General features: G+C 70.2%; 19 protein-coding genes and 1 tRNA gene. 12 read left to right on the top strand and 8 right to left on the bottom strand.

Annotated elements, in window-relative coordinates; genetic code table 11:
- Positions 1 to 62 precede the first annotated feature (62 nt).
- Positions 63 to 1,532: an aspartate ammonia-lyase gene (aspA, locus tag BN1056_RS06545; RefSeq protein WP_210579902.1), complete on the bottom strand. Its 1,470-nt coding sequence runs from the start codon at positions 1,530 to 1,532 to the stop codon at positions 63 to 65.
- A gap of 176 nt (positions 1,533 to 1,708) precedes the next feature.
- Between aspA and BN1056_RS06550 the strand changes: the two genes are divergently transcribed.
- From BN1056_RS06550 to BN1056_RS06560, 3 genes are all read left to right on the top strand, one after another.
- A complete protein-coding gene (locus BN1056_RS06550; protein ID WP_210579903.1) occupies positions 1,709 to 2,890 on the top strand; it encodes a PucR family transcriptional regulator in 1,182 nt (393 codons plus the stop codon).
- 75 nt (positions 2,891 to 2,965) lie between these two features.
- Positions 2,966 to 3,214, top strand: coding sequence for an acyl carrier protein (locus BN1056_RS06555; protein ID WP_210579904.1), 249 nt, complete (start codon positions 2,966 to 2,968; stop codon positions 3,212 to 3,214).
- A gap of 35 nt (positions 3,215 to 3,249) precedes the next feature.
- Positions 3,250 to 4,500, top strand: coding sequence for a beta-ketoacyl-[acyl-carrier-protein] synthase family protein (locus BN1056_RS06560; RefSeq protein WP_210579905.1), 1,251 nt, complete (start codon positions 3,250 to 3,252; stop codon positions 4,498 to 4,500).
- 142 nt (positions 4,501 to 4,642) lie between these two features.
- Here the strand turns inward: BN1056_RS06560 and BN1056_RS06565 are convergent, their stop codons facing one another.
- Complete coding sequence (locus BN1056_RS06565) at positions 4,643 to 5,143, bottom strand: DUF3145 domain-containing protein (RefSeq protein ID WP_073331744.1); 501 nt, start codon at positions 5,141 to 5,143, stop codon at positions 4,643 to 4,645.
- A 793-nt stretch (positions 5,144 to 5,936) separates the two neighbouring features.
- Here BN1056_RS06565 and BN1056_RS15005 point away from each other — a divergent pair.
- Positions 5,937 to 6,512: a potassium channel family protein gene (locus BN1056_RS15005; RefSeq protein WP_425306112.1), complete on the top strand. Its 576-nt coding sequence runs from the start codon at positions 5,937 to 5,939 to the stop codon at positions 6,510 to 6,512.
- On the opposite strand, the gene BN1056_RS06575 is transcribed toward BN1056_RS15005, so the two are convergent.
- Together BN1056_RS06575 and BN1056_RS06580 are read right to left on the bottom strand one after the other, a co-directional pair.
- Positions 6,474 to 6,545, bottom strand: a tRNA-Asn gene (locus BN1056_RS06575). The genes BN1056_RS15005 and BN1056_RS06575 overlap by 39 nt on opposite strands.
- Positions 6,546 to 6,636: 91 nt before the next feature.
- Complete coding sequence (locus BN1056_RS06580; protein WP_244671559.1) at positions 6,637 to 7,248, bottom strand: hypothetical protein; 612 nt, start codon at positions 7,246 to 7,248, stop codon at positions 6,637 to 6,639.
- A 78-nt stretch (positions 7,249 to 7,326) separates the two neighbouring features.
- Here BN1056_RS06580 and def point away from each other — a divergent pair, with 78 nt between their 5' ends.
- Positions 7,327 to 7,818: a peptide deformylase gene (def, locus tag BN1056_RS06585; protein ID WP_073331741.1), complete on the top strand. Its 492-nt coding sequence runs from the start codon at positions 7,327 to 7,329 to the stop codon at positions 7,816 to 7,818.
- A 75-nt stretch (positions 7,819 to 7,893) separates the two neighbouring features.
- Here def and dnaG read toward each other — a convergent pair whose 3' ends face one another.
- The gene (gene dnaG / locus BN1056_RS06590) at positions 7,894 to 9,927 is read right to left on the bottom strand and encodes a DNA primase (RefSeq protein WP_210579906.1); all 2,034 of its coding nucleotides are present in this window, start codon (positions 9,925 to 9,927) and stop codon (positions 7,894 to 7,896) included.
- 126 nt (positions 9,928 to 10,053) lie between these two features.
- Entirely contained in the window at positions 10,054 to 11,334 is a 1,281-nt protein-coding gene (locus BN1056_RS06595; protein WP_210579972.1) for a deoxyguanosinetriphosphate triphosphohydrolase, read from the bottom strand.
- A gap of 235 nt (positions 11,335 to 11,569) precedes the next feature.
- On the opposite strand from BN1056_RS06595, the gene BN1056_RS06600 reads away from it, so the two are divergent.
- The 6 genes from BN1056_RS06600 (at position 11,570) to BN1056_RS06625 (ending at position 20,105) form a co-directional block, all read left to right on the top strand.
- Entirely contained in the window at positions 11,570 to 12,952 is a 1,383-nt protein-coding gene (locus BN1056_RS06600) for an alpha-amylase family protein (RefSeq protein WP_342343939.1), read from the top strand.
- Positions 12,919 to 14,208, top strand: a complete 1,290-nt coding sequence (locus BN1056_RS06605; RefSeq protein ID WP_210579907.1) for a sugar ABC transporter substrate-binding protein — start codon at positions 12,919 to 12,921, stop codon at positions 14,206 to 14,208. Before BN1056_RS06600 ends, BN1056_RS06605 begins: the two co-directional genes overlap by 34 nt.
- 202 nt (positions 14,209 to 14,410) lie before the next feature.
- On the top strand, positions 14,411 to 16,042 hold the full coding sequence (locus BN1056_RS06610) for an ABC transporter permease subunit (protein ID WP_210579909.1): 1,632 nt from the start codon (positions 14,411 to 14,413) through the stop codon (positions 16,040 to 16,042).
- A 25-nt stretch (positions 16,043 to 16,067) separates the two neighbouring features.
- Complete coding sequence (locus BN1056_RS06615; protein ID WP_210579910.1) at positions 16,068 to 17,003, top strand: sugar ABC transporter permease; 936 nt, start codon at positions 16,068 to 16,070, stop codon at positions 17,001 to 17,003.
- 34 nt (positions 17,004 to 17,037) lie between these two features.
- Complete coding sequence (locus tag BN1056_RS06620; RefSeq protein ID WP_210579911.1) at positions 17,038 to 18,996, top strand: alpha-amylase family glycosyl hydrolase; 1,959 nt, start codon at positions 17,038 to 17,040, stop codon at positions 18,994 to 18,996.
- A gap of 86 nt (positions 18,997 to 19,082) precedes the next feature.
- Positions 19,083 to 20,105, top strand: coding sequence for a LacI family DNA-binding transcriptional regulator (locus tag BN1056_RS06625; RefSeq protein ID WP_108967329.1), 1,023 nt, complete (start codon positions 19,083 to 19,085; stop codon positions 20,103 to 20,105).
- 92 nt (positions 20,106 to 20,197) lie between these two features.
- Here BN1056_RS06625 and BN1056_RS06630 read toward each other — a convergent pair whose 3' ends face one another.
- Complete coding sequence (locus BN1056_RS06630; protein WP_210579912.1) at positions 20,198 to 21,388, bottom strand: glycerate kinase; 1,191 nt, start codon at positions 21,386 to 21,388, stop codon at positions 20,198 to 20,200.
- A 22-nt stretch (positions 21,389 to 21,410) separates the two neighbouring features.
- Entirely contained in the window at positions 21,411 to 22,796 is a 1,386-nt protein-coding gene (locus BN1056_RS06635) for a dipeptidase (protein WP_210579913.1), read from the bottom strand.
- 41 nt (positions 22,797 to 22,837) lie between these two features.
- Between BN1056_RS06635 and BN1056_RS06640 the strand changes: the two genes are divergently transcribed.
- Positions 22,838 to 23,458, top strand: coding sequence for a DUF3043 domain-containing protein (locus tag BN1056_RS06640; RefSeq protein ID WP_234415853.1), 621 nt, complete (start codon positions 22,838 to 22,840; stop codon positions 23,456 to 23,458).
- Positions 23,459 to 23,491 lie beyond the last annotated feature (33 nt).

A 23,491-nucleotide genomic window follows, 5' to 3' on the forward strand; every position in this document is an offset into this window, starting at 1 on the left:
CCGTGGGGCGTGCGGCGGCGTCGGCGAGTCTCGGCTCGCCGACGCCGCCGCAGCTCCTTCAGTCAGTCTTCAGCCACGGCACGCACGTCGGGGTCGGTGCCGGAGTAGTAGTGCGCGTCCCGGTAGCGGGGGCGCATCAGGTTCTCCGGGCTGAGCAGTTCGTCGAGCGTGGCCTCGTCAAGCAGGCCCATCTCCAGCACGACCTCGCGCACGTTGCGTCCGGAACGGGCGCATTCGCGACCCACCAGGTCGCCATTGTGGTGGCCGATCACCTCGTTCAAATAGGTGACGATGCCGATGGAGTTCATGACGTTGCGGCGGCAGACCTCCGCGTTGGCCTGAATTCCCACCACGCACAGGTCCTTGAGCGTCACCAGCGCGTGGCGCAGCAGGCGGATGGACTCGAAGCAGGCCTGGGCGATCACCGGCTCCATCACGTTGAGCTGCAGCTGCCCGGCCTCCGCGGCCATCGTCACCGTCAGGTCGTTGCCGATCACCTTAAAGCAGACCTGGTTGACCACCTCGGGGATGACCGGGTTGACCTTGGCGGGCATGATCGAGGAGCCGGCCTGCCGCTCCGGCAGTCGGATCTCGGCCAGCCCCGCCCGCGGCCCGGAGGACAGCAGCCGCAGGTCGTTGCAAATCTTGGACAGCTTCACGGCCAGGCGCTTGATGGCGGCGTGCATGGACACGTAGGCGCCGGTGTCGCCGGTGGCCTCCAGCAGGTTGTGGGCGCCGGTGATCCGCAGCCCGGTGACTTCCGCCAGGTGGCGTACCACCGCCTCCCGGTAGCCGGGCGGGGTGTTCAGTCCGGTGCCGATCGCGGTGGCCCCCAGGTTGGCCTCCAGCAGCAGCGCCGAGTTGTTCATCAGCCGCGGGATCTCCTCGTCCAACAACTCGGCGAAGGCGCGGAACTCCGAACCCAGACTCATGGGGACGGCGTCCTGCAGCTGGGTGCGCCCCATCTTGAGCACGTCGGCGAACTCCTTGCCCTTGGCCAGCAGGGCGTCGATCAGGTCGCACAGGTCCATCTCCAGGGCGTTGACGGCCCGGTACATGCCCAGCCGGAAGCCGGTGGGGTAGGCGTCGTTGGTGGACTGGGACTTGTTGACGTGGTCGTTGGGGTTGACGATGTCGTAGCGGCCCTTGGCATAGCCCAGGTGCTCCAGGGCGAGGTTGGCGATGACCTCGTTGGTGTTCATGTTGACGCTGGTGCCGGCGCCGCCCTGGAAGACGTCGATCGGGAACTGGTCCAGGCAGCGGCCCGCCTTCAGCACCTGCTCGCAGGCCCACACGATCGCGTCGGCGATGTCCTCGGCGACGGTGCCCAGTTCCTTGTTGGTTAGGGCGGAGGCCTGCTTGACCTCCACCATGCCGCGCACGAACTCCTCCTGGTCCCCCACGGTCTCCTTGGAGATGCGGAAGTTCTCGGTGGCACGCAGGGTGTGGATCCCCCAGTAGGCGTCCAGGGGCACCTGCCGGGTGCCCAGCAGGTCCTCCTCGGTACGGGTGGCTGTGGTGGCTGGGGTCATGATTCCTCCGTCCGCGCCGCGGGGCGCTCACCGCCGTCGGCCGGGGTGCCCCGCGGGGAGTCGACGGCGCCTGCCCCGCACCCTGCCGACCTTACCGGCCCGCGCGCCTGCGGGTGCCGCGCAGCGCCGTCCGCCGGCATTCCGTCCCCGGCGGCAAGGGCCGCTAGCATCGGCGCATGGACCAGCTCAGCGCCCCGGCCGTCACGGCCCTGCGGGAGGCGCAGAACACGCTCATCGAGCATTCCCTGGACCGCATCAGCGCGGCCCTCCCCTGGTATCACACGCTGTCATCCGCCTCGCGCGACCAGATTCAGAAGGTGGCACGGGTGGGCGTGACCATGTTCGTGGACTCGGTGGGTGAGCGGGGCGCGGAGGTGGACCCCTCAGGCATCTTCAACGTCGCCCCGGTTGCGCTGACCGGCGCCGTGACGCTGGAGCAGACCCTGGATCTGGTGCGCACCGTCGTCGACGTCGTCGAGGAGGAGGCCCCCAACGTCGTCCCGGCCGCCGGGCATGACGCCGTCCGGGTGCGGGTACTCACCTTCGGCCGCGACGTCGGCTTCGCCGCGGCGAAGGTGTACGCCCGCGTGGCCGAGGCCCGCGGCGCCTGGGACGCCCGTCTGGAGTCGGTGGCGGTCGACGCGATGCTGCACGACTCCGCCGACGACGCCGCCACCCGCGCCGGCGCCGCCGGCTGGCGCGGCACCGGGCCCGTCGTCGCCATCGTGGCGCGCACGGTGCTGGATGCCCTGGCCACTTCCCGGCTGCGGCACGAGTGCCGCCAGTGGGCGCAGGACTGCCTGGTCTCGGTGCACAGCGACTCGGTGATCGTGGTACTCGGCGGCGATTCCGCCGATGAGCCGACCGATGCCGCGGCGCAACGGACACAGCTGCTCGCCGCCGCCGACCGCATCGCCGCGGAACTGGACGGGGCGGTGGTGATCGGGCCGGTGGTCGACGGCGTCGCCCAGGCCGGCCGGTCCCTGCGCTCGGCGCTGGCGGGGCTGCGTGCGCTGCCCGGCTGGGCCGAGGCCCCCAACCCGGTGCGCGCCGACGACCTGCTGCCCGAACGCCTACTCGACGGCGACCCGCTGGCGGTCGAACAGATTCGGGCGCTGGTAACCGAACCGCTGCGGGAGATGGGCGAGCTCTACGAGGAGACCGTCGCCACCTACCTGGCACTGGGCCGGAGCCTGGAGATGACGGCGCGTACTCTGTTCGTCCACGCCAACACCGTCCGCTACCGGCTGGGGCGAGTCAGCAAGCAGACCGGTTGGGACGCGACCGACGCCCGCGACGGCCTGGTGCTGCACCTGGCGGTGATCGTCGGCCGGCTCGCCGCCGGCAACGCGCACTAGCCGCCCGGACCGGCCCCAACACCACCGATCCTTCACAACCAAGCCCATCAGCACGAAAACATCAAGGAGAACGCCATGGCCGACGCCCCCACCGATATCCTCGCCGCCGTTACCGAAATCGTCGCGGAAGAGGCCGACGTGGACACCACACTGGTCTCGCCGGAGACCCGTTTCGCCGACGACCTCGACATCGACTCCCTGGGGCTGCTGACCATCGCCACCCAGGTGGAGGAACGCTTCGGCATCACACTCGACGACGCGCTCATTCCTACCGTGAAAACCGTTGGCGCACTCGTGGACCTCGTGGGCGCTCAGAAGCGCTGACGCTCTCCGTCCCTCTCGACGTCCCCGAGCAGCCCGTGTCGCCCGCATCCGCCCTCGATCCACGCGCCGTCGTCGTAACCGGGCTGGGAAGCACCAACCCGCTGGCCGGAGACGCGCCCGGCACGTGGCGGGCGCTGCACGCCGGCCGCTCGGCGGTGCACGCACTGGAATCCGACTGGGCGGGCGACCTGCCCGTGCGGATCGCCGCAGCGCTCGCCGTCGACCCCGCCACGCAGCTGTCCGCCCGGCAGCGGCGTCGGCTGGACCGGTCCAGCCAATGCGCGCTGGTGGCCGCCCGCGAGGCGTGGGCGGCCGCCGGTGCCCCGGAGGCGGATCCCGAGCGGCTGGCGGTGTCCGTGTCGCCCGGCATCGGGCCGGTGCTGTCCGTCATGGGTACCTGGGACGCCCTGCGCGAGCAGGGGCCGCGGCGGGTGCCGCCGACGGCCATTCCGGCGCTCATGCCCAATGCGCCGGCCGCCGCGGTGGGGCTGGAGCTGGGGGCGCAGGCCGGCGTGCACGCGCCGGTATCGGCGTGCGCGTCTGGGGCGGAGGCGATCGCCTACGGGGCCGACCTGATCGCCCTGGGCCGCGCCGACGTCGTCGTCGCCGGCGGCACGGACGCCGCCCTGCACCCGATGGTGATGGCGGCCTTCGCCGCCATGCGCGCCCTGTCCACCCGCAATGACGACCCGGCCGGCGCCTCGCGCCCATTCGCTCCGGATCGGGACGGCTTCGTGCTGGGTGAGGGGGCCGGCGTGCTGGTGCTGGAGGCGGCCGAGCATGCGGCCGCGCGGGGCGCGCGTGCGCTGGCGGTCCTGGCCGGGAGCGCGGTCACGGCCGACGCCTACGACGCCGTGCGCCCGGAGCCAGGCGGTGCCCAGCAGGAGCGGGCGCTGCGCCTGGCCTTGCAGCGCGCCGGGCTGGAGGCCGCACAGGTCGGGCACGTCAACGCCCACGCCACCTCCACGCTCGCGGGCGACGCGGTGGAGGCGGCGGTGCTGGCGCGGACCGTGCCCGGGGCGGGCGTGTCGGCGACCAAGTCCGCCACCGGGCATCTGCTCGGCGGGGCGGGTGGCCTGGAGGCGGTGCTGACGGTGATGGCGCTGTACGAGCGTCGGCTGCCGCCGACGCTGCTGCCCGGTGGCGTCGACCCAGCCATCACGGGACTCGGCCTGGATGTGGTGGGGCCGGAGGGACGGGATGCCCACGGGCTGGAGGCGGCCGTGAGCACGTCCTTCGGCTTCGGCGGCCACAACGTGGCGCTCGCCTTCACCCGCCTTCCCTAGCTTCCCAAGTCACCAAGACCGGTGGGCCCGCCCGCCCCAAGACCGGTGGCCAAAACCACCGAGGTCGGTTGATCTTACGTACCGAGGTCGGTAGAAGTGGCGGGCGGAGCGCTGGGGCTGCAAGGCGGCCGGTCGCGGAGGCTCAGCCGACTCGGTGCAGCCAGCGCACGGGGGCACCGGCGCCGGCGTAGCGGAAGGGCTCGAGTTCGTCGTCCCAGGCCTGCCCGAGGGCGAGGTCGAGCTGGCGGCGCATGACCGCGGGCTGGTCGGCGTGGGCCAGGGCGGCACGCACCCGGTCCTCGGGAACCACGACGTTGCCGTGCACGTCGGTTTGCGCGTGGAAGATACCCAGGTCGGGGGTGTGCGACCAGCGTCCGCCGTCGTAACCGGGCGACGCCTCCTCCGTGACCTCGTAGCGGAGGTTCGCCCAGCCGCGCAGGGCACTGGTGAGTTGGGCGCCGGTGCCGACGCGTCCGACCCAGCTGGTCTCGGCGCGCATCATCCCGGGTGCGGCGGGCTGTTCGGTCCACTCGAAGTGGACGCGGCTACCCAGCACCTCGGCCACGGCCCACTCGATGTGCGGGCACAGGGCGCGGGGCGCGGAGTGCACGAAAAGTACACCGCGGGTGTAGGCACCGTTCACGGGGATCGCCTCCTGGTTGTTCCGAGATTCGTCTTCCCCAACGTTCTCGAATCATCCGGGCGCTTCGCGTGACGCACGCGGCGTGCGGCTTCATGATGCCAGAGCCGAAGGCGCAATGCCAGCCGCCGGGCCGACATCACCGCATCCGAAGACGTGCCACCCGTCTCAGGCCGCGCCGGTGCCGCGGCGGGCGCGGATCACGGCGTGTGGTCCAGCATCGCCAGGACCGTGTACCTACTGGGCAAGCGCTCAGGGGCCGGCGGGTCCTGCAGGCGCAGGGAGGGATGCGCCTAGTTGGACCGCGTTCCTCCAGTTGGACCCCTGTCCCCCCGTTGGACCGCCGTAGCCGCCGGTTACAGCGGTCCAACGGAGCGTGGGCGGTCCAAGCAGGGACAGGCCGCCACTTGCACACCGCCGACCCGTGGCGCCGGCGGTGTCCTCAGGATGCCCACCGGTACACCAGCCCTCCGCCGCACGCTTGGCGATCAGCCGTCCGCTTGCCTCTACGATCACGGGCATGCCAGCTGAAACGAAGGACTCTTCTCGACGTCTGCAGTTGTGGGAGCACGTCACCGAGTGGCCGCTCATCGTCGCCGCCGTCCTCTTCCTCACCGCCTATGCCTGGGAGGTGATCGCGGACCTTCAGGGTTCTGCCCGGCGTCTCCCCGAGGCGGTGATGAACGTCGTTTGGGTCGTGTTCGCCGTGGACTACGGTGCCCGTCTCGCCCTGGCCTCCGATCGTCGCCACTGGTTCACCCACCACCTGCTGGACCTCGCCATGGTGGCGCTGCCCATGTTGCGGCCGCTTCGGCTGGTACGGCTGTTGGCCCTGGTCGGCGTCCTTCAGCGCAGCGCCGGGACCGCCCTGCGAGGACGGATCACCGCCTACACGGCAGGTAGCGTGGCACTGCTCTCCCTCGTGGCTTCGTTGGCGGTATTGGACGCCGAACGCGGAGCACCGGGAGCCTCCATAACCAGCTTTCCGGACGCGCTGTGGTGGTCGCTGGTCACCATCACCACCGTCGGTTACGGTGACCTCGCACCCGTCACGACCGTCGGCCGAGCCACCGCAATACTGCTCATGATTGGCGGCGTAGCGCTGATCGGCGTGGTGACCGCCACACTCGCCTCCTGGATCATCTCCCTGGTCACCGAGGAGAACGCCGAACAGGAGGCGGCTACGCGCGCTCAGGTCGCAGACCTACAAGGTGAGATCGCCGCACTCTCCGAGCAGATCCAGCGCCTTACGGAGCCACGCGCCGCAGTCGCGGACGCCGCGCTGGTTGAAGACGACAAAAGCCCCGCCCGTGAGGGCGAGGCCGACGTTCGGCTCCCGCGGTTGGACTCGAACCAACAACCCTCCGATTAACAGTCGGATGCTCTGCCATTGAGCTACGCGGGATCGCGCTTGGCGCGGGTGGAACTTTAGCAAGCCGCGGGCGCCGACGTCGAATCGGCCCCGCCGCTCAACCTGGCGCCAGCCCACCGGAAAGTCAGTCTGTGGGCAGTCCCACACCGTCGCGGGCGCGCCGGATGAGCTCCTCCAGGGCCGCGCCGTCGGCCTCGTCCAGTGCCGCTGCGTCATCGCCCGACAGGTCGGAGGCCGTGTACAAGCGACCATCCGAGTCGCGGCGCACACTGACGGTTACACGTCGACCACCCGGCAGCTGCCCGGTGACCGCGTACACCAGGGCCGACTCGACCCCCTGCCGCAGCGCGCGGGCGAACGGGGCGACATCCACCGCCACGGCCTTCTCCCCGCGGCTGACCGCCTCGGGCACCGTCAGCACCAGCGGCCGGCGGGTCGCATCCGTCCAGGTGAGGGTGAAGGTGGCGGCCTGGGCGTCCCAGCGGCCGCGCTCAACCTCATGCCAGCCCCGCCGCAGTTCGACCCCGCCGTGGCCGACAACCGTCAGGTAGTTGGCGGTGGCCGCGGCCCAGCGGGAGTCGTCCGCAACCAGTGGCACCGCCCCGAGCAGGGGGCCGTCGTCGGGCACCATTGCCGCCAGAACGGGTGGGATCGCGGCGCGGCGACGCAGGCGCGCGGCAACGCCGGAGCGCCATGCGGGCCGGGCGGAAGAGGCTTTACGGATCGGCGCCATCATGCCCCTCAGGCTAGCCGCCACCGACGGCGACGCGCACCCGAGTGCGAGACGCGCCCCGGAACGTGCGAGGATGGCCCCATGGCATACCGCGACATCCGCATTATCGGCGACCCGGTGCTGCGCACCGTGTGCGACCCGATCACCGATATCGACGACTCCGTCAAGTCACTGGTGGAGGACCTGCTCGAGACCGTCAACGAGGACGGCCGCGCGGGCCTGGCCGCCAACCAGATCGGCGTCAGCCTGCGCGCCTTCTCCTGGCACATCGACGGCGAGATCGGCTACATCCTCAACCCGCGGATCGTCGAGCTCTCCAAGGACGAGTTCCAGGACGGCGAGGAGGGCTGCCTGTCGGTGCCCGGCCTGTGGTACCCGACGGAGCGCGCCTGGTACGCGCGCGCCGAGGGCATCGACCTGGACGGCAAGAAGGTGGTCGTCGAGGGCGAGGAGCTCATGGGACGTTGCATCCAGCACGAATGCGACCACCTGGACGGACACCTGTACCTGGACCGCCTGTCGCGCAAGAACCGGGCCAAGGCCATGCGCGAGCTGCGCGAACGCGGGCTGTAACCCCCGCGCCGGCCGGGCCACTGCTCGCCGACCTGCTCCGAGCGATCCTCGCGGTCTGCTCGCAGCCTAACCGGTTCAGGCCCCGCGGGCCATCTGCATGCGCCGGTTCTCCAGGCCGACGATCTCCTCGAACAGCTCCCGGTAGCCGTCCTCATCCGGGCTCATGCGCCGTTGCCGTGAGCGCAGCTCCGTAAGTCGCCGGTTGATGCCCGTGCGGGCCAGCGAGGACAGCACGCCCGAGGCATAGCGCTCGACGGCGTCCGGATCCGGTTCGGCCTCGCGGTTGCCCCGCGGGGCGGGCAGCGGAAGCGGGGCGACGGCGAGCTCGGTCACCGCGGCGGCGATCGGCCCAATGGCACCCGCACGCACCTGCTCCAGCCAGTGCGTGGTGGCGCGCTTGACCGCGTCGGGTCCCGTTAGTCCCGCCGCCTGCGCCTGCTGCACGAGCCCGTCCACCTCGGCCGCTCCCCCGGCCGCTTCGATCGCCTCGAAGACCGCGCGATGGACCGGCACGGAGAAGGCCACCGCGTTGATGTCATCCGCACCCACGCGGGCCGCCACCTGTGGTGCCTGCACGATGACCTCCAGCGCCTGCCGTTCAAGCTTCTCCACCGGATCGGTCACCGGCGGCAGGCCGGGCCGCTCGACCGGGCCCGCTGTGGTGAACTCATCGGGCGGCCCGAACTGGCTGTTCTGGCTGTACGGTCCCGGCCCGCCGGCGGGGTTGGCGGCGTGCCCACCGCGGCGCTCGTAGGCGCGCACGGCGCCCACCGCCTCGGACTCCGGCAGTCCCAGCCAGCCGGCCAGGCGCCGGGTGTATTCGCGCTTGAGCGCCCGGTCGCGGATACCGGCGACGACGGGCGCGGCCGAGCGCAGGCCCTGTACGCGCCCCTCGGCGGTGTCCAGGTTGAGGTTGGCCAGGGAGGCGCGAATGACGAACTCGAACAGGGGCACGCGCCGGCTCAGCAGGCGGGGAATCGCATCCGGGCCCTCCTCCATGCGCAGGTCGCACGGATCCAGGCCGCGCGGCTCGACGGCGACGAAGGTCTGGGCGGCGAAGTGCTGGTCCTCCCCATAGGCGCGCAGGGCGGCCTTCTGGCCGGCGGCGTCGCCGTCGAAGGTGAAGATGATCTCCCCGCCGCGGGTCCGGTTGCCGGCGATCACCCCGGCGGAGGGGTCGGCGGCGTCCCCGAGCAGGCGGCGCACGATGCGCACGTGGTCCGGGCCGAAGGCGGTGCCGCAGGTGGCCACGGCCGTGGTCACCCCGGACAGGTGGGCGGCCATCACGTCCGTGTAGCCCTCGACGACGACGATCTTGTGGGAGCGGGCGATCTCCGCCTTGGCCAGGTCCAGGCCGTAAAGGACCTGGCCCTTGTGGTAGATGGCGGTCTCGGGGGTGTTGAGGTACTTGGGGACGGTCTTGTCCGCGTCCGACAGGCGCCGCCCGCCGAAGCCGACCGTGGCGCCGGTGACATCCCGAATGGGCCACATCAGCCGGTCGCGGAAGCGGTCGTAGATGCGCCCGGAGCTGCCGCGCCCGCACAGTCCGGACTCCACCAGTTCCCGCTCGGTGAAGCCGTGGGAGCGCAGCACGCCCGCCAGATTGTCCCAGCCCTCCGGGGCGTAGCCCACCCCGAAGTGGGCGGCGGTGTTGCGGTCGAAACCACGACCGGTCAGGAAGTCCCGTCCGGTCTGGGCGGCCGGTGTGGCCAGCTGCTCCTGGAACCAGGACTCGGCCAGGCGGTTGGCCTCCAACAGCCGCTGGCGAGTGCCCGGCTCGACGCCGCGTTTGACCGTCCCGCCCTCCTCGTAGCGCAGTTGCACGCCCACGCGGCCGGCCAGGTACTCCACCGCCTCCGTGAAGGACAGGTGATTGATCTTCTGCACGAAGTCGATGACGTCGCCGCCCTCGCCGCAGCCGAAGCAGTGCCACAGCCCCAGCTGGGGGCGGACGTTGAAGGAGGGGGTGCGCTCGTCGTGAAAGGGACACAGGCCCTTCAGGGAGCCCACTCCCCCGCTTTTGAGCGTGACGTGTTCGCCGACGACGTCCTCGATTTTGGCGCGCTCGCGCACCGCGTCGATGTCCTCGCGCTTGATCAGTCCCGCCATGCCCTCATCCTAGGCGAGGGGTGCGACAGGAATGGACGGCGAACACCTTCGGCCGATGCCGCCTCCGCACCGCCCGGACGACTCCGCCCAGGGCCGGGCAGTAATGGCTTGCACCGCGGGAACCGCTCACACCGCGGACAGCAACCCGCACAGGCGGGCATGCCAGGCCTGCGCGGAGGTGTCGGTCAGGGAGGCGATCTGGTCCACCACGGCCCGGAGGCGCCCGGCGTCGTCGGCTGCCTCGTGCCAGGCGGCCGCGAAGATGGGCTCCAGGTGTTCGCCGTTGCTCTCAAGCAGGGCGTCGGCGAGGTCGAACAGTTCGGTGCGCTGGCGCAGGTAGACGGGCTCATGCTCGCGGGGTGCCATCACATAGCGCACGGCCGCACCCTTGAGCACCAGGATCTCGGCGGCGGTCTCTTCGGGAATGACCAGGTCGGCGTCGTAGCGGGTCAGGGGCCCCTCCCCGAAGACCTCCCGGGTGGCGCGCGCGACTGCGGAGACGAAGCGGCCGATGAGCTGGCTGGTGAGGTTCTTCAGCTGTGCCGCGTCCGCCAGCGCCCCCGTGTAACTGTGTATCCAGAACGGTTGCGCGGCCAGGCGCTCCCAGGCGGCGCCGAGCGCGTCGGCGCTCATGCGCCCGCCGTACCAGGCACGGGTGGCGTCGACGACGGTGACGACCTCGGCGGGGTCGGCGAGCCGGGCGGGGTCCATCTTGAACAGGGCGATGGCGTCCTCGACGTCGTGCACGGAGTAGCCGACGTCGTCGGAGAAGTCCATGATCTGGGCCTCCAGGCAGCGGCGGTTGGCGGGGGCGCCGGCACGCATCCAGGAGAAGATCTCGCGGTCGTCGTCGTAGCAGCAGTACTTGACCGCGGAGCGACCACCGGGGCCGCCCGGCCCCTCGCCCTTGGCCCAGGGGTACTTGGCGACCGCGTCCAGGCTGGCGCGGGTGAGGTTCACGCCCACGCCGCGCCCGTGGCCGTCCACGGTCTTGGGCTCCAGGCGCGTGAGGATGCGGAAGGTCTGCGCATTGCCCTCGAAGCCGCCGATGGACTCGGCCACCACGTTCAGGGCCTGCTCCCCGTTGTGCCCATAGGGCGGGTGGCCCAGGTCGTGGGACAGGCAGGCCGCGTCGACGACGTCGGGATCACAACCCAGCGCCTGCCCCAGGGCGCGACCCACCTGGGCGACCTCCAGGGAGTGAGTCAGCCGGGTGCGCACGAAGTCGTCCGCGGAGGGCCCCAGCACCTGGGTCTTGGCGCCCAGGCGGCGCAGGGCGGAGGAGTGCAGCACCCGGGCGCGATCGCGCTCGAAGGGCGTGCGCTGCGGATTCTTGGGCGGCTCGGGCAAGAAGCGCGCCACATCGTCGGCGTCGTAGCCCACCAGGTCACCGGTGTCCTCGCCCATGACGCCGCCTGCCTCCGGCGCGGCGGCGGCCGGTGAGTGCGGATGTGAGATGGACATGAGTCCAACGTATCGCAGCACTTGTGGCAGCGGCGTTCCTGACGGCGGGTTACTATGAGTCACGCTCTAGCCGAATGGCTTAGCAGGATGTCTTGTCATCGGGCAGCGCCCGTGCCCGTGCGGGCCCGGGTCAGCCCGCAGGTCCGGGGCACAACCCGGCGGAAGGGAGCCAGTTGCCGTGAGCACCACGACGACGCTCATCCACCGCGCATACGCCGGCCCGGTCGAGTGGTGGCGCGACACGCTCGTATACGAGGTCGCCTCCCCCGAACTCGGGGCTGAGCAGCTGGGCGATCTGGGCAATGTCTGCGAGCATGTCGTCTCCCTCGGCTTCGGGGCCATACTGATACGCCCTTCCCGTCTGGCTACCAGCACCGACATCGCCGAGTTCCGCCGCTTCGCCGAACGCGCCCACGAGCAGGGTCTACGCGTAATCGTGCGCATCTCCGGCGCACTGGGGCCGGTGACCGGCCCCCACGCCCATGAGGCCAATCCGATTCTGGTCGGCGAGGAACGCGGTTTCGAAGGCCTGGTGGAAAGGGCCGGCTGCTTCCTTGCCGCCGGCGCCGACGGTGTGGATCTGGGCACAATCATCCCGCCCGAGGTGTGGGACCAGTCGGACCTGCAACGGCTCAGCGACTATTTCACACTGATGCAGTCCCTGCTGGCGCAGCACGTGCCCGATGGGACGCTGGGGGCGGACGTTTCCGCCAGCTATCCCGACGCACTGCGCCATCACCTCCAGGACGACTGGCTGCACCACCTGCGCGACGACCGGCTCATGCTCTCGCGCTGGGACCCCCAGTCGCTCACCGACGCCATCACTCATTCCCTGCGTGAGCACGACCGCTTCGGAGCCGCCCCCGTGTGGCGCTTCCTACCCGGCTACCGGCTGGTGGATCGGGCCAACCCCGGTGACGGCAGCCGCTGGTTCGAGACCGCGCCCGACCCGGAGCTGCGGCGGCGTGCGCTGGCACTGCAGGCGTTGGTACTGGCGCTGCCCGGCTCCGTCTACCTGCGCCAGGGTGATGAGATCGGTCTGCCCGACGCAGACAAGCCCACCGACCCGCTGGCGCTGGCCGAGTTGGTGCAGACACAGGCCGCTTCTCAGGGCACCCAGTTCGGCTCACCGCTGGCCACCGTTCGCCATGCCACCTATGTACGCCACGAGCACCATCTTGCAGCGGCGCCCTTCGCCTTCGTGCAGGGCCTGGACTGGTCTCCACGGGACGTGCTGACGGCGCTGACGCGGGACGTGCTGGTGCTGGTCAACACCTCCTCACGGGCGCTCTTGTTGCCGGAGCACGCCGAGGTGCTGTTGTCCTCCGCGCAGCTCGGGCAAGACGGCGACAACCTGGTCGTGCCCCCCGGCGACGACGGTCTGGGCGGCCGCGGCGACTGTTGCCTAGGGCACTTTTCTGCAACAACTTTGCAGCAAGACCCCCTTCTCCTTGCATGGCTTGCACAGGCGCGTTACATTTTTTGCCGTCAACCGTCAGTTCCCATCCGATTCGAAGGAGAATCACGGTGTCCCTCAATCGCCGGTCGTTCCTCTCTATGACCGCTATCGCCACCACCCTCGCCGCCGCTGCCGCTTGTGGCTCCGACGACACCTCCACCGCCACCGCCACCTCCGAGGCCCCAGACGAGGCCACCGACGGCTCCACCGACGAGCAGGTCGTCCGCGACGCAAACGCCGACCTGGTCATCTGGACCGACGAGGTCAAGGCGGGCGCCCTCAAGGACGTCGCCCAGCAGTGGGGAGATGATCAGGGCATCACCGTGGCGGTGCAGATCGTCGCCGATGACCTCCAGGGCAACTTCATCGCCGCCAACCAGGCCGGCAACGGCCCGGACGTGGTCGTGGCCGCACACGACTGGATCGGCAACCTGGTGCAGAACGGCTCCATCTCCCCCATCACTCTCGACTCCGCCGCCGAGTCCAACTACAGCCAGGTCGCCCTGGACGCCGTGACCTATGACGGCCAGTACTACGGCGTGCCCTACTGCGTGGAGACGCTGGGCCTGTTCGTCAACAAGGACCTCACCGACGTCACCGAGCCCGCCACCATCGAGGAGCTCGTCGAGGCCGGACAGGCCTCCGGCGCCGACGTCGTGCTCTCCCTGCCCGTGGGCGAGTCCGGCGACGCCTACCACATGGAACCGCTGTACACCTCCGGTGGCGGCTACCTGTTCGGCACCAAGAGCGACGGCTCCCTGGACGCCACCGACGTCGGCGTCGGCGGCGAGGGCTCCATCGCCGCCGCCGAGAAGATCGGCGGACTGGGCGAGCAGGGTGTGCTGGCGACCTCCGTCACCGGCGACAACGCCATCTCCCTGTTCACCGAGGGCAAGGCCGCCTACCTGATCTCCGGCCCTTGGGCACTGGGCGACATCAACACCGCCGGCATCAACTTCGAGCTGTCCAAGATCCCCGGCTTCGAGGGCATGGACGACGCCCGCCCCTTCGCCGGCGTCAACGCCTTCTACGTGGCCGCCGGCGGCGCCAACAAGGCCTTCGCGGAGACCTTCGTGGCCGACGTCGCCAAGGACTCCACCATCGCGGAGGCCATGTACGCCATCAACCCGCTGCCGCCGGTCCAAGAGGACCTGGCCAGCAAGCTGGAGTCGAGCGACGCCAACATGGTCAAGTTCATGGAGTTCGCGGAGAATGCCGACCCGATGCCGGCCATCCCCGAGATGTCCGCCATCTGGGGCCCGCTGGGTATGGCCGAGGCCAACATCGTCGGTGGTTCGGACCCCGAGTCCACCATGACCAGCGCCGGAGACGAGATCCGCTCCACGCTCGGACTGTAAACGGCGGGTGAGGGCCGGCGGCTGAGCCGCCGGCCCTCACCCATGACCGCGACCGCGCCTCCCAGCCGTCGCCCGCCGGCCCCCTGACCCGCCCCGGCCGCTCCCCCAAGTCGGCCGGACACTCGCTCTGCCTGTTTTCTTCATATCCGTTTTCACGCCTGTCTTTTCAACCTCTTTCAGCATTGTGAAAGGTCCTTCGACGATGACGTCCCCAACCGCCCACAAAGGCGGCGCCCACGCCGCCACAGGCGCGGACCAACCCGAATCCTCCCGGCGCACGGCGCGGGAGCGGACCACGACGATCCGCTCCGTGCTCGGACGAGTGCTCGTCCTCGGTGCTGCCCTGGCCCTGGCCGCCTACCTGGTGCCGCTGCTCATCGCCGCGCACATGTGGCTATGGCTGTTCATCGTGGTGACGGCCACCGTCGCCATCTTCGTGCTGTACTCCACTCACCGGTTCATCCCGGGCAAATACTTCTTCCCCGGCACCTTCTTCCTGGCGGTATTCCTGATCGTCCCGATCGTGATGACGATCCAAACCGCCTTCACGAACTTCGGTGACGGCTTCCGCGGCACCAAGGAAGACGCCATCACCACCATCACCAACAACTCCGTGGTCCAGGCCGCCGACTCTCCGCTGTACAACCTGTCGGTAGCGACCACCGGCAGTGCCGAGGAGGGCCCCTTCACCCTGTTCCTGGTGGACGAAGAAACCGACGAGGTGCTTTACGGGGCCGACGGCGAGACGGTCCAGCCCGCCACCGACGTGGACCTGACGGTCACCGACGGCTTCGTCACCGCCGCCGACGGCTACACCATCCTTACCGGCAAGCAGATCAACACCGCCTACGACACCATCTCCAACCTGACCCTGTCGGTCTCTGACACCAGTGCCATCAAGGTTCAGGGCGTGCGCTCCGCCTTCGAGGGCACCAAGACGATGGTGTACGACGAAGCAGCCGACTCCATCACGAATGTCCAGACGGGAGACGTCTACACGGTGCAGAAGGTCGGCAACTCCGACTACTTCGTCAACGCCAACGGCGACAAGCTCGCCCAGTCCTGGAAGCAGAACATCGGCCTGGCCAACTTCCAGCGCCTATTCGGCAACCAGAGCCTGCTCAAGCAGCTGGGCGGCGCCTTCGCCTGGACCCTGGTCTTCGCCGGCGGCTCCATGCTGCTGACCTTCCTGCTCGGCTACTTCCTGGCGCTCACCCTCAACGACGACCGCATTCGCGGCAAGAAGCTGTACCGCTCCTTCCTGCTGCTGCCCTATGCGGTGCCCGGCTTCATCTCGCTGCTGATCTGGTCCAACTTCTACAACCGCGACTTCGGCCTGATCAACGAGATGCTAAATCTGCACATCAACTGGTTGGGCGACCCGAACTGGGCGAAGGTGGCCGTGCTACTGACCAACTTGTGGATGGGCTTCCCCTACATGTTCATCGTGTGCACCGGCGCCCTTCAGTCGATCCCCGACGACCTGAAGGAGGCCGCCCGTATCGACGGCGCCTCCGGCTGGCAGACCACCACCCGAGTGATCACCCCGCTGCTGCTGGTCTCGGTGGCGCCGCTGCTGGTGAGCACCTTCGCCTTCAACTTCAACAACTTCAACGCCATCCAGCTGCTCACCGAGGGCGGACCCTTTGCCGCCGGCGAGTACACGCGCGGCGGCACCGACATCCTCATCTCGATGGTCTACCGCATCGCCTTCGGCGGGTCGGGGGCCGACTACGGCTTCGCCTCCGCTGTCTCCGTCGTCCTGTTCGTCATCACCGGCGTCCTGGCCGCGGCGCAATTCACCGCCACCCGCCGCCTCGAGGACATCAACTGAAAGCGCCGGAAGGGACTGATTGAAAATGACTGAAGCAAAAACCGCCGCTACTTCTGCGGCCCCCCGCCCCGCCGGCGCCCCCGAGGCGGCACCGAAACAGAACCGGATGCCTTTCAGCCGGTGGTTCCGCGAGATCGGCTGGCGTCACGTCGTCGGCGTGCTGGCGCTCGTGTTCGCCGCCTTCCCGATCTTGTACGTCATCTCCGCCTCGCTCAACCCCCTGGGCACCGTGGCCTCCACCTCGCTGATCCCCACCCGGGTAAGCCTGGTTAACTACCAGACACTGCTGGGCGGCGACAAGGGGCCGTTCACCCGCTGGTACCTGAACACCATGATCGTGTGCGCGGTCGTGGCCGCGGCACAGATCTTCTTCTCCGTGCTGGCCGCTTACGCCTTCAGCCGCTTCCGTTTCAAGGGGCGCCGCGGCGGCCTGCTGGCGCTGCTGCTGATCATGATGTTCCCCACCACCCTGTCGATGATCGCCATCTACAACATGATCTCCGGCATCGGCGACGTGCTGCCCAGCATCGGCCTGAACACGCTGCTGGGATACTGCCTGGCGCTGATGGGCGGCGCCCTGGGCCAGGTGTGGCTGATCAAGGGCACCTTCGACACCATTCCCAAGGAGCTCGACGAGGCCGCCATCCTCGACGGCTGCACCCACTGGCAGGTCTTCTACCGCATTCTGCTGCCCTCCCTGAAGCCGATCCTGGCGACCACCTTCCTGCTGGCCTTCGTCGGCATCATCTCCGAGTTCCTGCTGGGCTCGATCTTCCTGACCGACGACTCCAAGAAGACCCTCGCCGTCGGCCTGTACGGCATGCTCTCCGGCGACCGCTCCAACAACCTCGGCATCTTCGCCGCCGGCTCGGTCATGACGATGGTGCCGGTAATCGCCCTGTTCCAGTACCTGCAGAAGTACATCGTCGGCGGCGCCACCGCCGGCGCCGTCAAGGGCTGACCCCGACCGTAATAGCCATACCAAGAACCGATCGATGACCTGTCTTAACACCACGCACTATCTGAACCAGCCCCATCATGACACCGGGCCCGCCTACCTGCTGGGCACGCGCCGTCCCGGCGCCGAACTCACCGCCAGACTGTGGGTGCCCGCCCCCTGGCAACCCGAGCGCATCATCCTGCGCCAGGTGGTCGACGGCGAGCCGGCCCTGTCCGCCGCCCAGCTGGTGGCTCGCACCGATGCCGGGGCCTGGTGGGAGGCGACCGTCCGGCTCGTCAACCCCACCAACCACTACCGGTTCCTGCTGCTGACGCCGGACTCCGACCGCCCCTACGTCTGGTTCCACGCCGCCGGCCTGGCCGACCACGACGTCCCCGACGCCACGGACTTCCGGGTCCTGGCCGACGACGACGCGCCCGACTGGGTGCTCGACGCCGTGTGCTACCAGATCTTCCCGGACCGCTTCTCCGCCCATACCCCGCCGCGTGAGCGCACCGCCCCCGCCTGGGCGCAGGCACACGCGTGGCTCGACGAGCCGCCGGTCGCGGGAGACCCCAGCGGAGCGGCCTGGTACGGCGGCGATCTGGATGGAATCGTCGATCATCTGGACTACCTGCAAGAGCTGGGCGTCAACACCGTCTACCTGACTCCGGTCTTCCCGGCCGGCTCCGTCCACCGCTACGACTCCACCAGCTTCGACCATGTGGACGCGTTGCTCGGCGGCGACGCGGCGCTGGCCCGGCTGACTCAGGCCCTGCACGACCGCGACATGCGGCTGGTGCTGGACCTGACCACCAACCACACGGGCGTCACCCACGACTGGTTCCGGCGGGCCATCACCGATGCGGACTCCCCCGAGGCCGGCTTCTACTCGTTCAATCACTACCCCGACCAGTACGTCAGCTGGATGAATGTGGAGTCTATGCCCAAGCTCGACCACCGCAGCGAGGCGATGCGCGACCGGCTGGTGCGTGGCCCCGAGTCGGTGACGGCGCACTGGCTGCGCCCGCCCTACAACGCGGACGGCTGGCGCACGGACGTGGCGAATATGACGGGCCGCGCCGGCATGGTCGACCTGGCCCACCAGGCCGCGGCGGACATGCGCGCCACCATGCGACAGGTGCAGGCCGACACCGGACGCCAGCTGTGGCTGGTGGCCGAGCACGGGCACGACGCCTCCGGCGACCTGACCGGGGCCGGCTGGCAGGGCACCATGAACTATCACGGGTTCACCCGGCCGCTGTGGTCCTGGCTGTCCCACCCCGACCCGGCCGACGGCCTGAACTGGCTGGGTATCCCCACCGGGATTCCGCGCCTTCCCGGCGGGACGATCTCCCAGGGGGTGCGCGAGTACACCGCGCACATGCCGGCCACCTCCATCACCCACTCCATGAACCTGCTGGGCTCGCACGACACGCCGCGCATCCGCACCGTCGTCGGCTCCCGGGAGGCACAACTGGTGGCGGCCACGGCCCTGTTCACCGCACCGGGCGTACCGACGGTGTTCTCCGGCGATGAGCTCGGAGCCACGGGCCGCACCGGCGAGCACTCCCGCACCACCATGCCGTGGACCGCCCCGCCGGGCGCCGACCCCACCGACGAGCTCGGCCCCGACGGCGCTTGGGGCCCTGTGGACCGCGTCACCCTGGGGCGCTACCGGCAGTTGAGCCGACTGCGGCATGAGCTGCCGGCGCTGCGCCGCGGCGGCATGCGCTGGGTGTACGCCGACGACGACTTGCTGGTGTGGCTGCGCACTCACCCGGATGGCGACGTGCTGGTGGCGCTGGCCCGGGCGGCCGGTGCCGAGATGGACCTGCCGCTGGCGTGCCTGCCCGCCGGGGCGGTGGACGACGTGCATGCGATGGACGGCGTCGACGTCACCGTGATCGGCGGCGCGGACGGCCACTTGACCGTGAACGCCACCGGGCCCGGTTCAGCCGTCGTCACGCTGAAAGCGGCGCTTCCCCGCACCGATAAGATCTGCACGCACTAGGCGCGGTATGCATGGCTCGTCTCAACCCGTACCAAGTACCGCCGCGTGGCGGCAGTATCAGTTGGTTTCCCTTTAGGATGGGCATCGTGCAACAGCGCATCACCCTCGCCGACATCGCCGAGCAGGCGGGCGTCTCGACGGCGACCGTGTCACGGGTTCTCAACGGCAAGTCGAACGTAGCCGAAGCGACCCGGCGTCAGGTGCTCGTCGCCCTCGACCTGCTCGGCTACGAACGCCCGGAGTCACTCCGCCAGACCTCGAAGGGACTGGTGGGGCTGATCGTCCCCGAGCTCACCAACCCGATCTTCCCCCTGTACGCCCAGGAGATCGAGCAGTTGCTCGCCCCCAGCGGGCACACCCCGCTGCTGTGCACCCAGACGCCGGGTGGCACCAGCGAGGACGAGTACATTGAGATGCTCGTGGACCGGGGCGTGGCCGGCATCATCTTCGTCTCCGGCCGCCACTCCGACACCGGTGGCGACGTCACCCGCTACCAGCGGCTGCGGGACCGGGGCGTGCCCCTGGTAACCGTCAACGGCAACGCATCCACCATCAAGGTGCCCGGATTCGCCACCGATGATCGGGCCGCGGCCCGCATGGCGGTAGACCACCTGGCCAGCCTGGGGCACACCCGCATCGGTCTGGCGACCGGCCCCGGGCGAATGGTGCCCGCACAGCGCAAGACCGCCGGCTACGAGGACGGCATGCGCGCCAACCTGCCCGACCAGCCCCTGCGCATCGTGGAGACGCTGTACACCTATGAGGGCGGTGCCAGCGCCGCAGGCAGGCTGTTGGAGCAGGACTGCACCGGCATCATCTGCGGGTCGGACATTATGGCGCTCGGCGTCATCTCCGGGGTGCGCGCCGCCGGCAAGCACGTCCCGCAGGACGTGTCCGTCATCGGCTACGACGACTCCCCGCTGATTCCCATGATGAATCCGCCGCTGACCACGGTGCGTCAGCCGGTGGCCGCGATCTGCCGGGCGGCGGTAACCACACTGCTGTCCGCCATCGCCGGCGAGCATCCGGCCGACACGGAACTCCTGTTCAAGCCCGACCTGATTGTGCGCGGCTCCACGGCCCCCGCCCCGCACACCATGGTCTCCTGATCTCTTCCCCCCGGCCCCAAATCCCGCCGAGGTCGGTGGTAGTTACGTGCCGAGGTCGGTGGTAGTTACGTGCCGAGGTCGGTGCGAGGCTCTCAGCGGGACCAGGTGCGGGCCAGCCGCGCGCCGATCGCCTCCAACCGCGCGCCCACTGCCACCGCCCCGCCGGCATTCCACGCCTGGTCTTCCACTGTGCGCGGCTGTTCAAGCGAGTACGCCGACACGATGCCCGCCTCCGCGAGTTCACCGCGCGGCACGGCCAACCGGCCCGCCACCAGCACTGTCGGCAGGGCCCAGGCCCCAGCCGCCTCACCGACCACCGCCGTCACGGAGTCGGCGACGACGTCGTAGGCCTCGCCGGTGGCGGTCACCACCAGATCCTGCCCGGCCACGGAATCCTCCAGCCCCAGCAGCAGCGCCAAGACGCGAGGGCCGGGCAGGGCGCGGGCGCCGAGGGCCCGCAACACCAGCGCCGCTCCCCCGCCGGCCCCCGTGCCCCGGGCGGTGGTCGATAGCAACTGTGCCTGCGTGGGCTCGCCGCCGACCACCGGGAGCGAGTCCGGCCGGGGCACGGCGGCCCGGGCCGCGATCTGCGACGCCGCGGCGCAGGCCCGCCGGTTCAGCGCCTGCGCACGCGCGCTCGGCAGGCTGGTTAGGTCGGTCAGGCTCTGGCCGGCACCGGACACACCCCCCAGCGGCGTGTCGTCGGCCAGGGCGAGCAGCAGCTCACGTCCGTCGCAGAGTCCCCGGGCGGCTTCCAGTCCGCCCATGCCGTCCAGCACGCCCGCTCCGCCGTCGTGGACGGCTGTGGATGCCAGGGTCACGATCAGCGTGTCACCGGGAGCGGTAGCACCGAGGGCCGCGGCCAGCGCCTGTCCGAGCCCCAGCGTCGTCCCGGCCTCGGCCTCGCGGGCCGCCTCATCGCGGCCGGACGGCAGACCGACCAGCCGAGCGGCGTCCAGCAGCCAGGTGGCTCCCGTCGCGCCCGCGCGGGGCGCGACCGCCGGCCGCAGGCGCAGCAGGTCCACCTCGCGGACTTGTCCCAGCGGCCCACGGGCGTGCAGCACCGCTCGGGAGATGACCGCCGCGGCGGAGATCGCCTGGGCCGTGCCGGGGCCGCCGTCGGGAAGCGGCAGCAGCGTGAGGACGTCGTCGGGGCGCTCGCCCGCCCAACCGGAGGCGAGTGCGTCGGCGACGGCGGGCGCAGCCAGGCCGGTTTCCGGGGTCACCAGCGGGACACCGCCCGGCTCGGGGTACATGGGGCCGGGCGCCAGAAGTACGCGCATATACGTGTCCGCCTGCGCGAGGTCAGTCGGCGGCCGCCACGCCGCCGAGGCGCGCGAGCAGCAGGACATCCGCGGCGACGATGCGCTCGAGGTCGCCCAGGTGCATGGACTCGTCCTCGCTGTGGGCGCGCGTGTCCGGGTCCTCAATGCCGGTGACCAGTACCTGGGCGTCCGGGAAGGTCTGCTTCAGCGTGGCGATGAAGGGGATGGAGCCACCCTGGCCGATGTTGACCGCCTCGGTGCCGAAGGCCTCGGTCAGCGCCCAGTGGGCGGCGCGGGCAGCCGGGCTGTCGGCACCACCGTCGAAGGCGGGGCCCATCTCGCCCGCACTGACCGTCACCCGCGCCCCGAAGGGCGCATGGGTCTCCAGATGAGTGCTCAGGGCCGCCAGTGCGGCGGCCGGGTCCTGCCCGGGGGCGATGCGCATCGAGAGTCGAGCGGTGCAGGAGGGGGCGAGCACGTTGCCCGCCACCCGCAGCGGCGTCACGTCCATGCCGATGACGGACAGCGCCGGCTTGGTCCACAGCCGGGCGGTCAGTTCACCGCTGCCCGCCAGCCTCACGCCATCCAGCACGCCGGCGTCGGCGCGGAAGTCGGCGTCGGAGTAGTCCGGAGCGCCGGCCGCCACGGGCCGGGAGACGAGACCGGGCACGGCCACATCGCCGGCGTCGTCGTGCAGGGTCGCCACCAGCCGGCACATGGCGGTAACGGCGTCGATGATCGGACCGCCGTACTGGCCGGAGTGGAGGGCGTGGTCGAGCACGTCCAGACGCACATCCACCTGGATCACCCCACGCAGGGAGGTGGTCAGTGCGGGCACCCCCACCCGCCAGTTGGAGGAGTCGGCCACCACGATCACGTCGGCCTCCAGCTGCTCGCGGTAGGCGTCCAGGAACGCCTCGAAGGACGGCGACCCGACTTCCTCCTCCCCCTCGATGAACACGGTCACCGAGCAGGGCAGCTGGCCGTCGTTCAGCTCGGACGCCAACCGCAGGGCGTGCACCAGGGAGATGACACCGGCGCCGTCGTCGGCGGTGCCCCGCCCGTACAGCCGCTCGCCGCGCCGCTCTGCGGTGAAGGGGTCGGACTGGCGCCACTTGGAGGGGTCGCCGACCGGCTGCACATCGTGGTGGGCGTACAGCAGCACGCGCGGGGAGCCGACCGGGCCGTCCCGGTGGGCCAGCACCGCCGGACGACCGGGGCCGTCGGGGCCGGGCACCGAGGTGATGCGGGCCTCCAGGCCGGCGTCGCGCAGCAGGGCAGCCACGTGCTCCGCGGAGCGCTCCACCTGGGCGGGGTCGTGCCCGGATGCGGAGACGGAGGGGATGGCCACCAATTCGGTCAGGTCGCGGACAACCCGGTCGAAGGAGTCGTGGACGGCGGCGGAAACGGCGTCGGCATTGATCATGAGTTGCAGGGTAGCGCGGTTGAGCCGCTAACCTGTGGCCCGTGAGTCTGTTAGAGAAGCTGCCGTTCATCAAGCGCGACCGGTCCGGCGACGCCGCCGAGGCCGCCACGGCCGCCCCCGCCAAGACCTCCGGTAAGAAGGGCCGCCCCACCCCCAAGCGCAAGGATGCGCAGGCCCGCAACGTGCACCCGATCGTGCCCGCGGACCGCAAGGCGGCCAAGCGGGAGGCCCGCGCCAGGCAGGATGCGGCCTGGGAGCGCCAGCGCCAGGCCATGCAGACCGGCGACGAGCGCTACCTGCCCGCCCGCGACAAGGGTCCGATCAAGCGTTATATCCGCGACTACATCGACGCCCGCTACTCGCTGGGTGAGCTGTTCATCCCCTTCAGCTTCCTGCTGATCATCGTGTTCATCGGCTTCTCCTCGCGGAACACGCTGCTCAGCTATTACTTCATGCTGGCGGTCTACCTGTTCCTGTTCATCGCGATGATCGACGCCGTGATCTGCTGGCGGCTGCTGCGGCGGCGGCTGTACGCCAAGTTCGGCCAGGAGAAGGTCCAGTCGCAGGGGCACATTTTCTGGTACATCTTCTCCCGCTGCTTCAACCTGCGGCGCTGGCGCCAGCCCGCCCCCCAGGTGGCGCGCCGCCAGTACCCCGAATGAGCGAATAAGCGCCTGAGTGGCCGAGCGCCCCTC

This window comes from Actinomyces succiniciruminis, assembly GCF_900002405.1.
Lineage (GTDB): Bacteria > Actinomycetota > Actinomycetes > Actinomycetales > Actinomycetaceae > Actinomyces > Actinomyces succiniciruminis.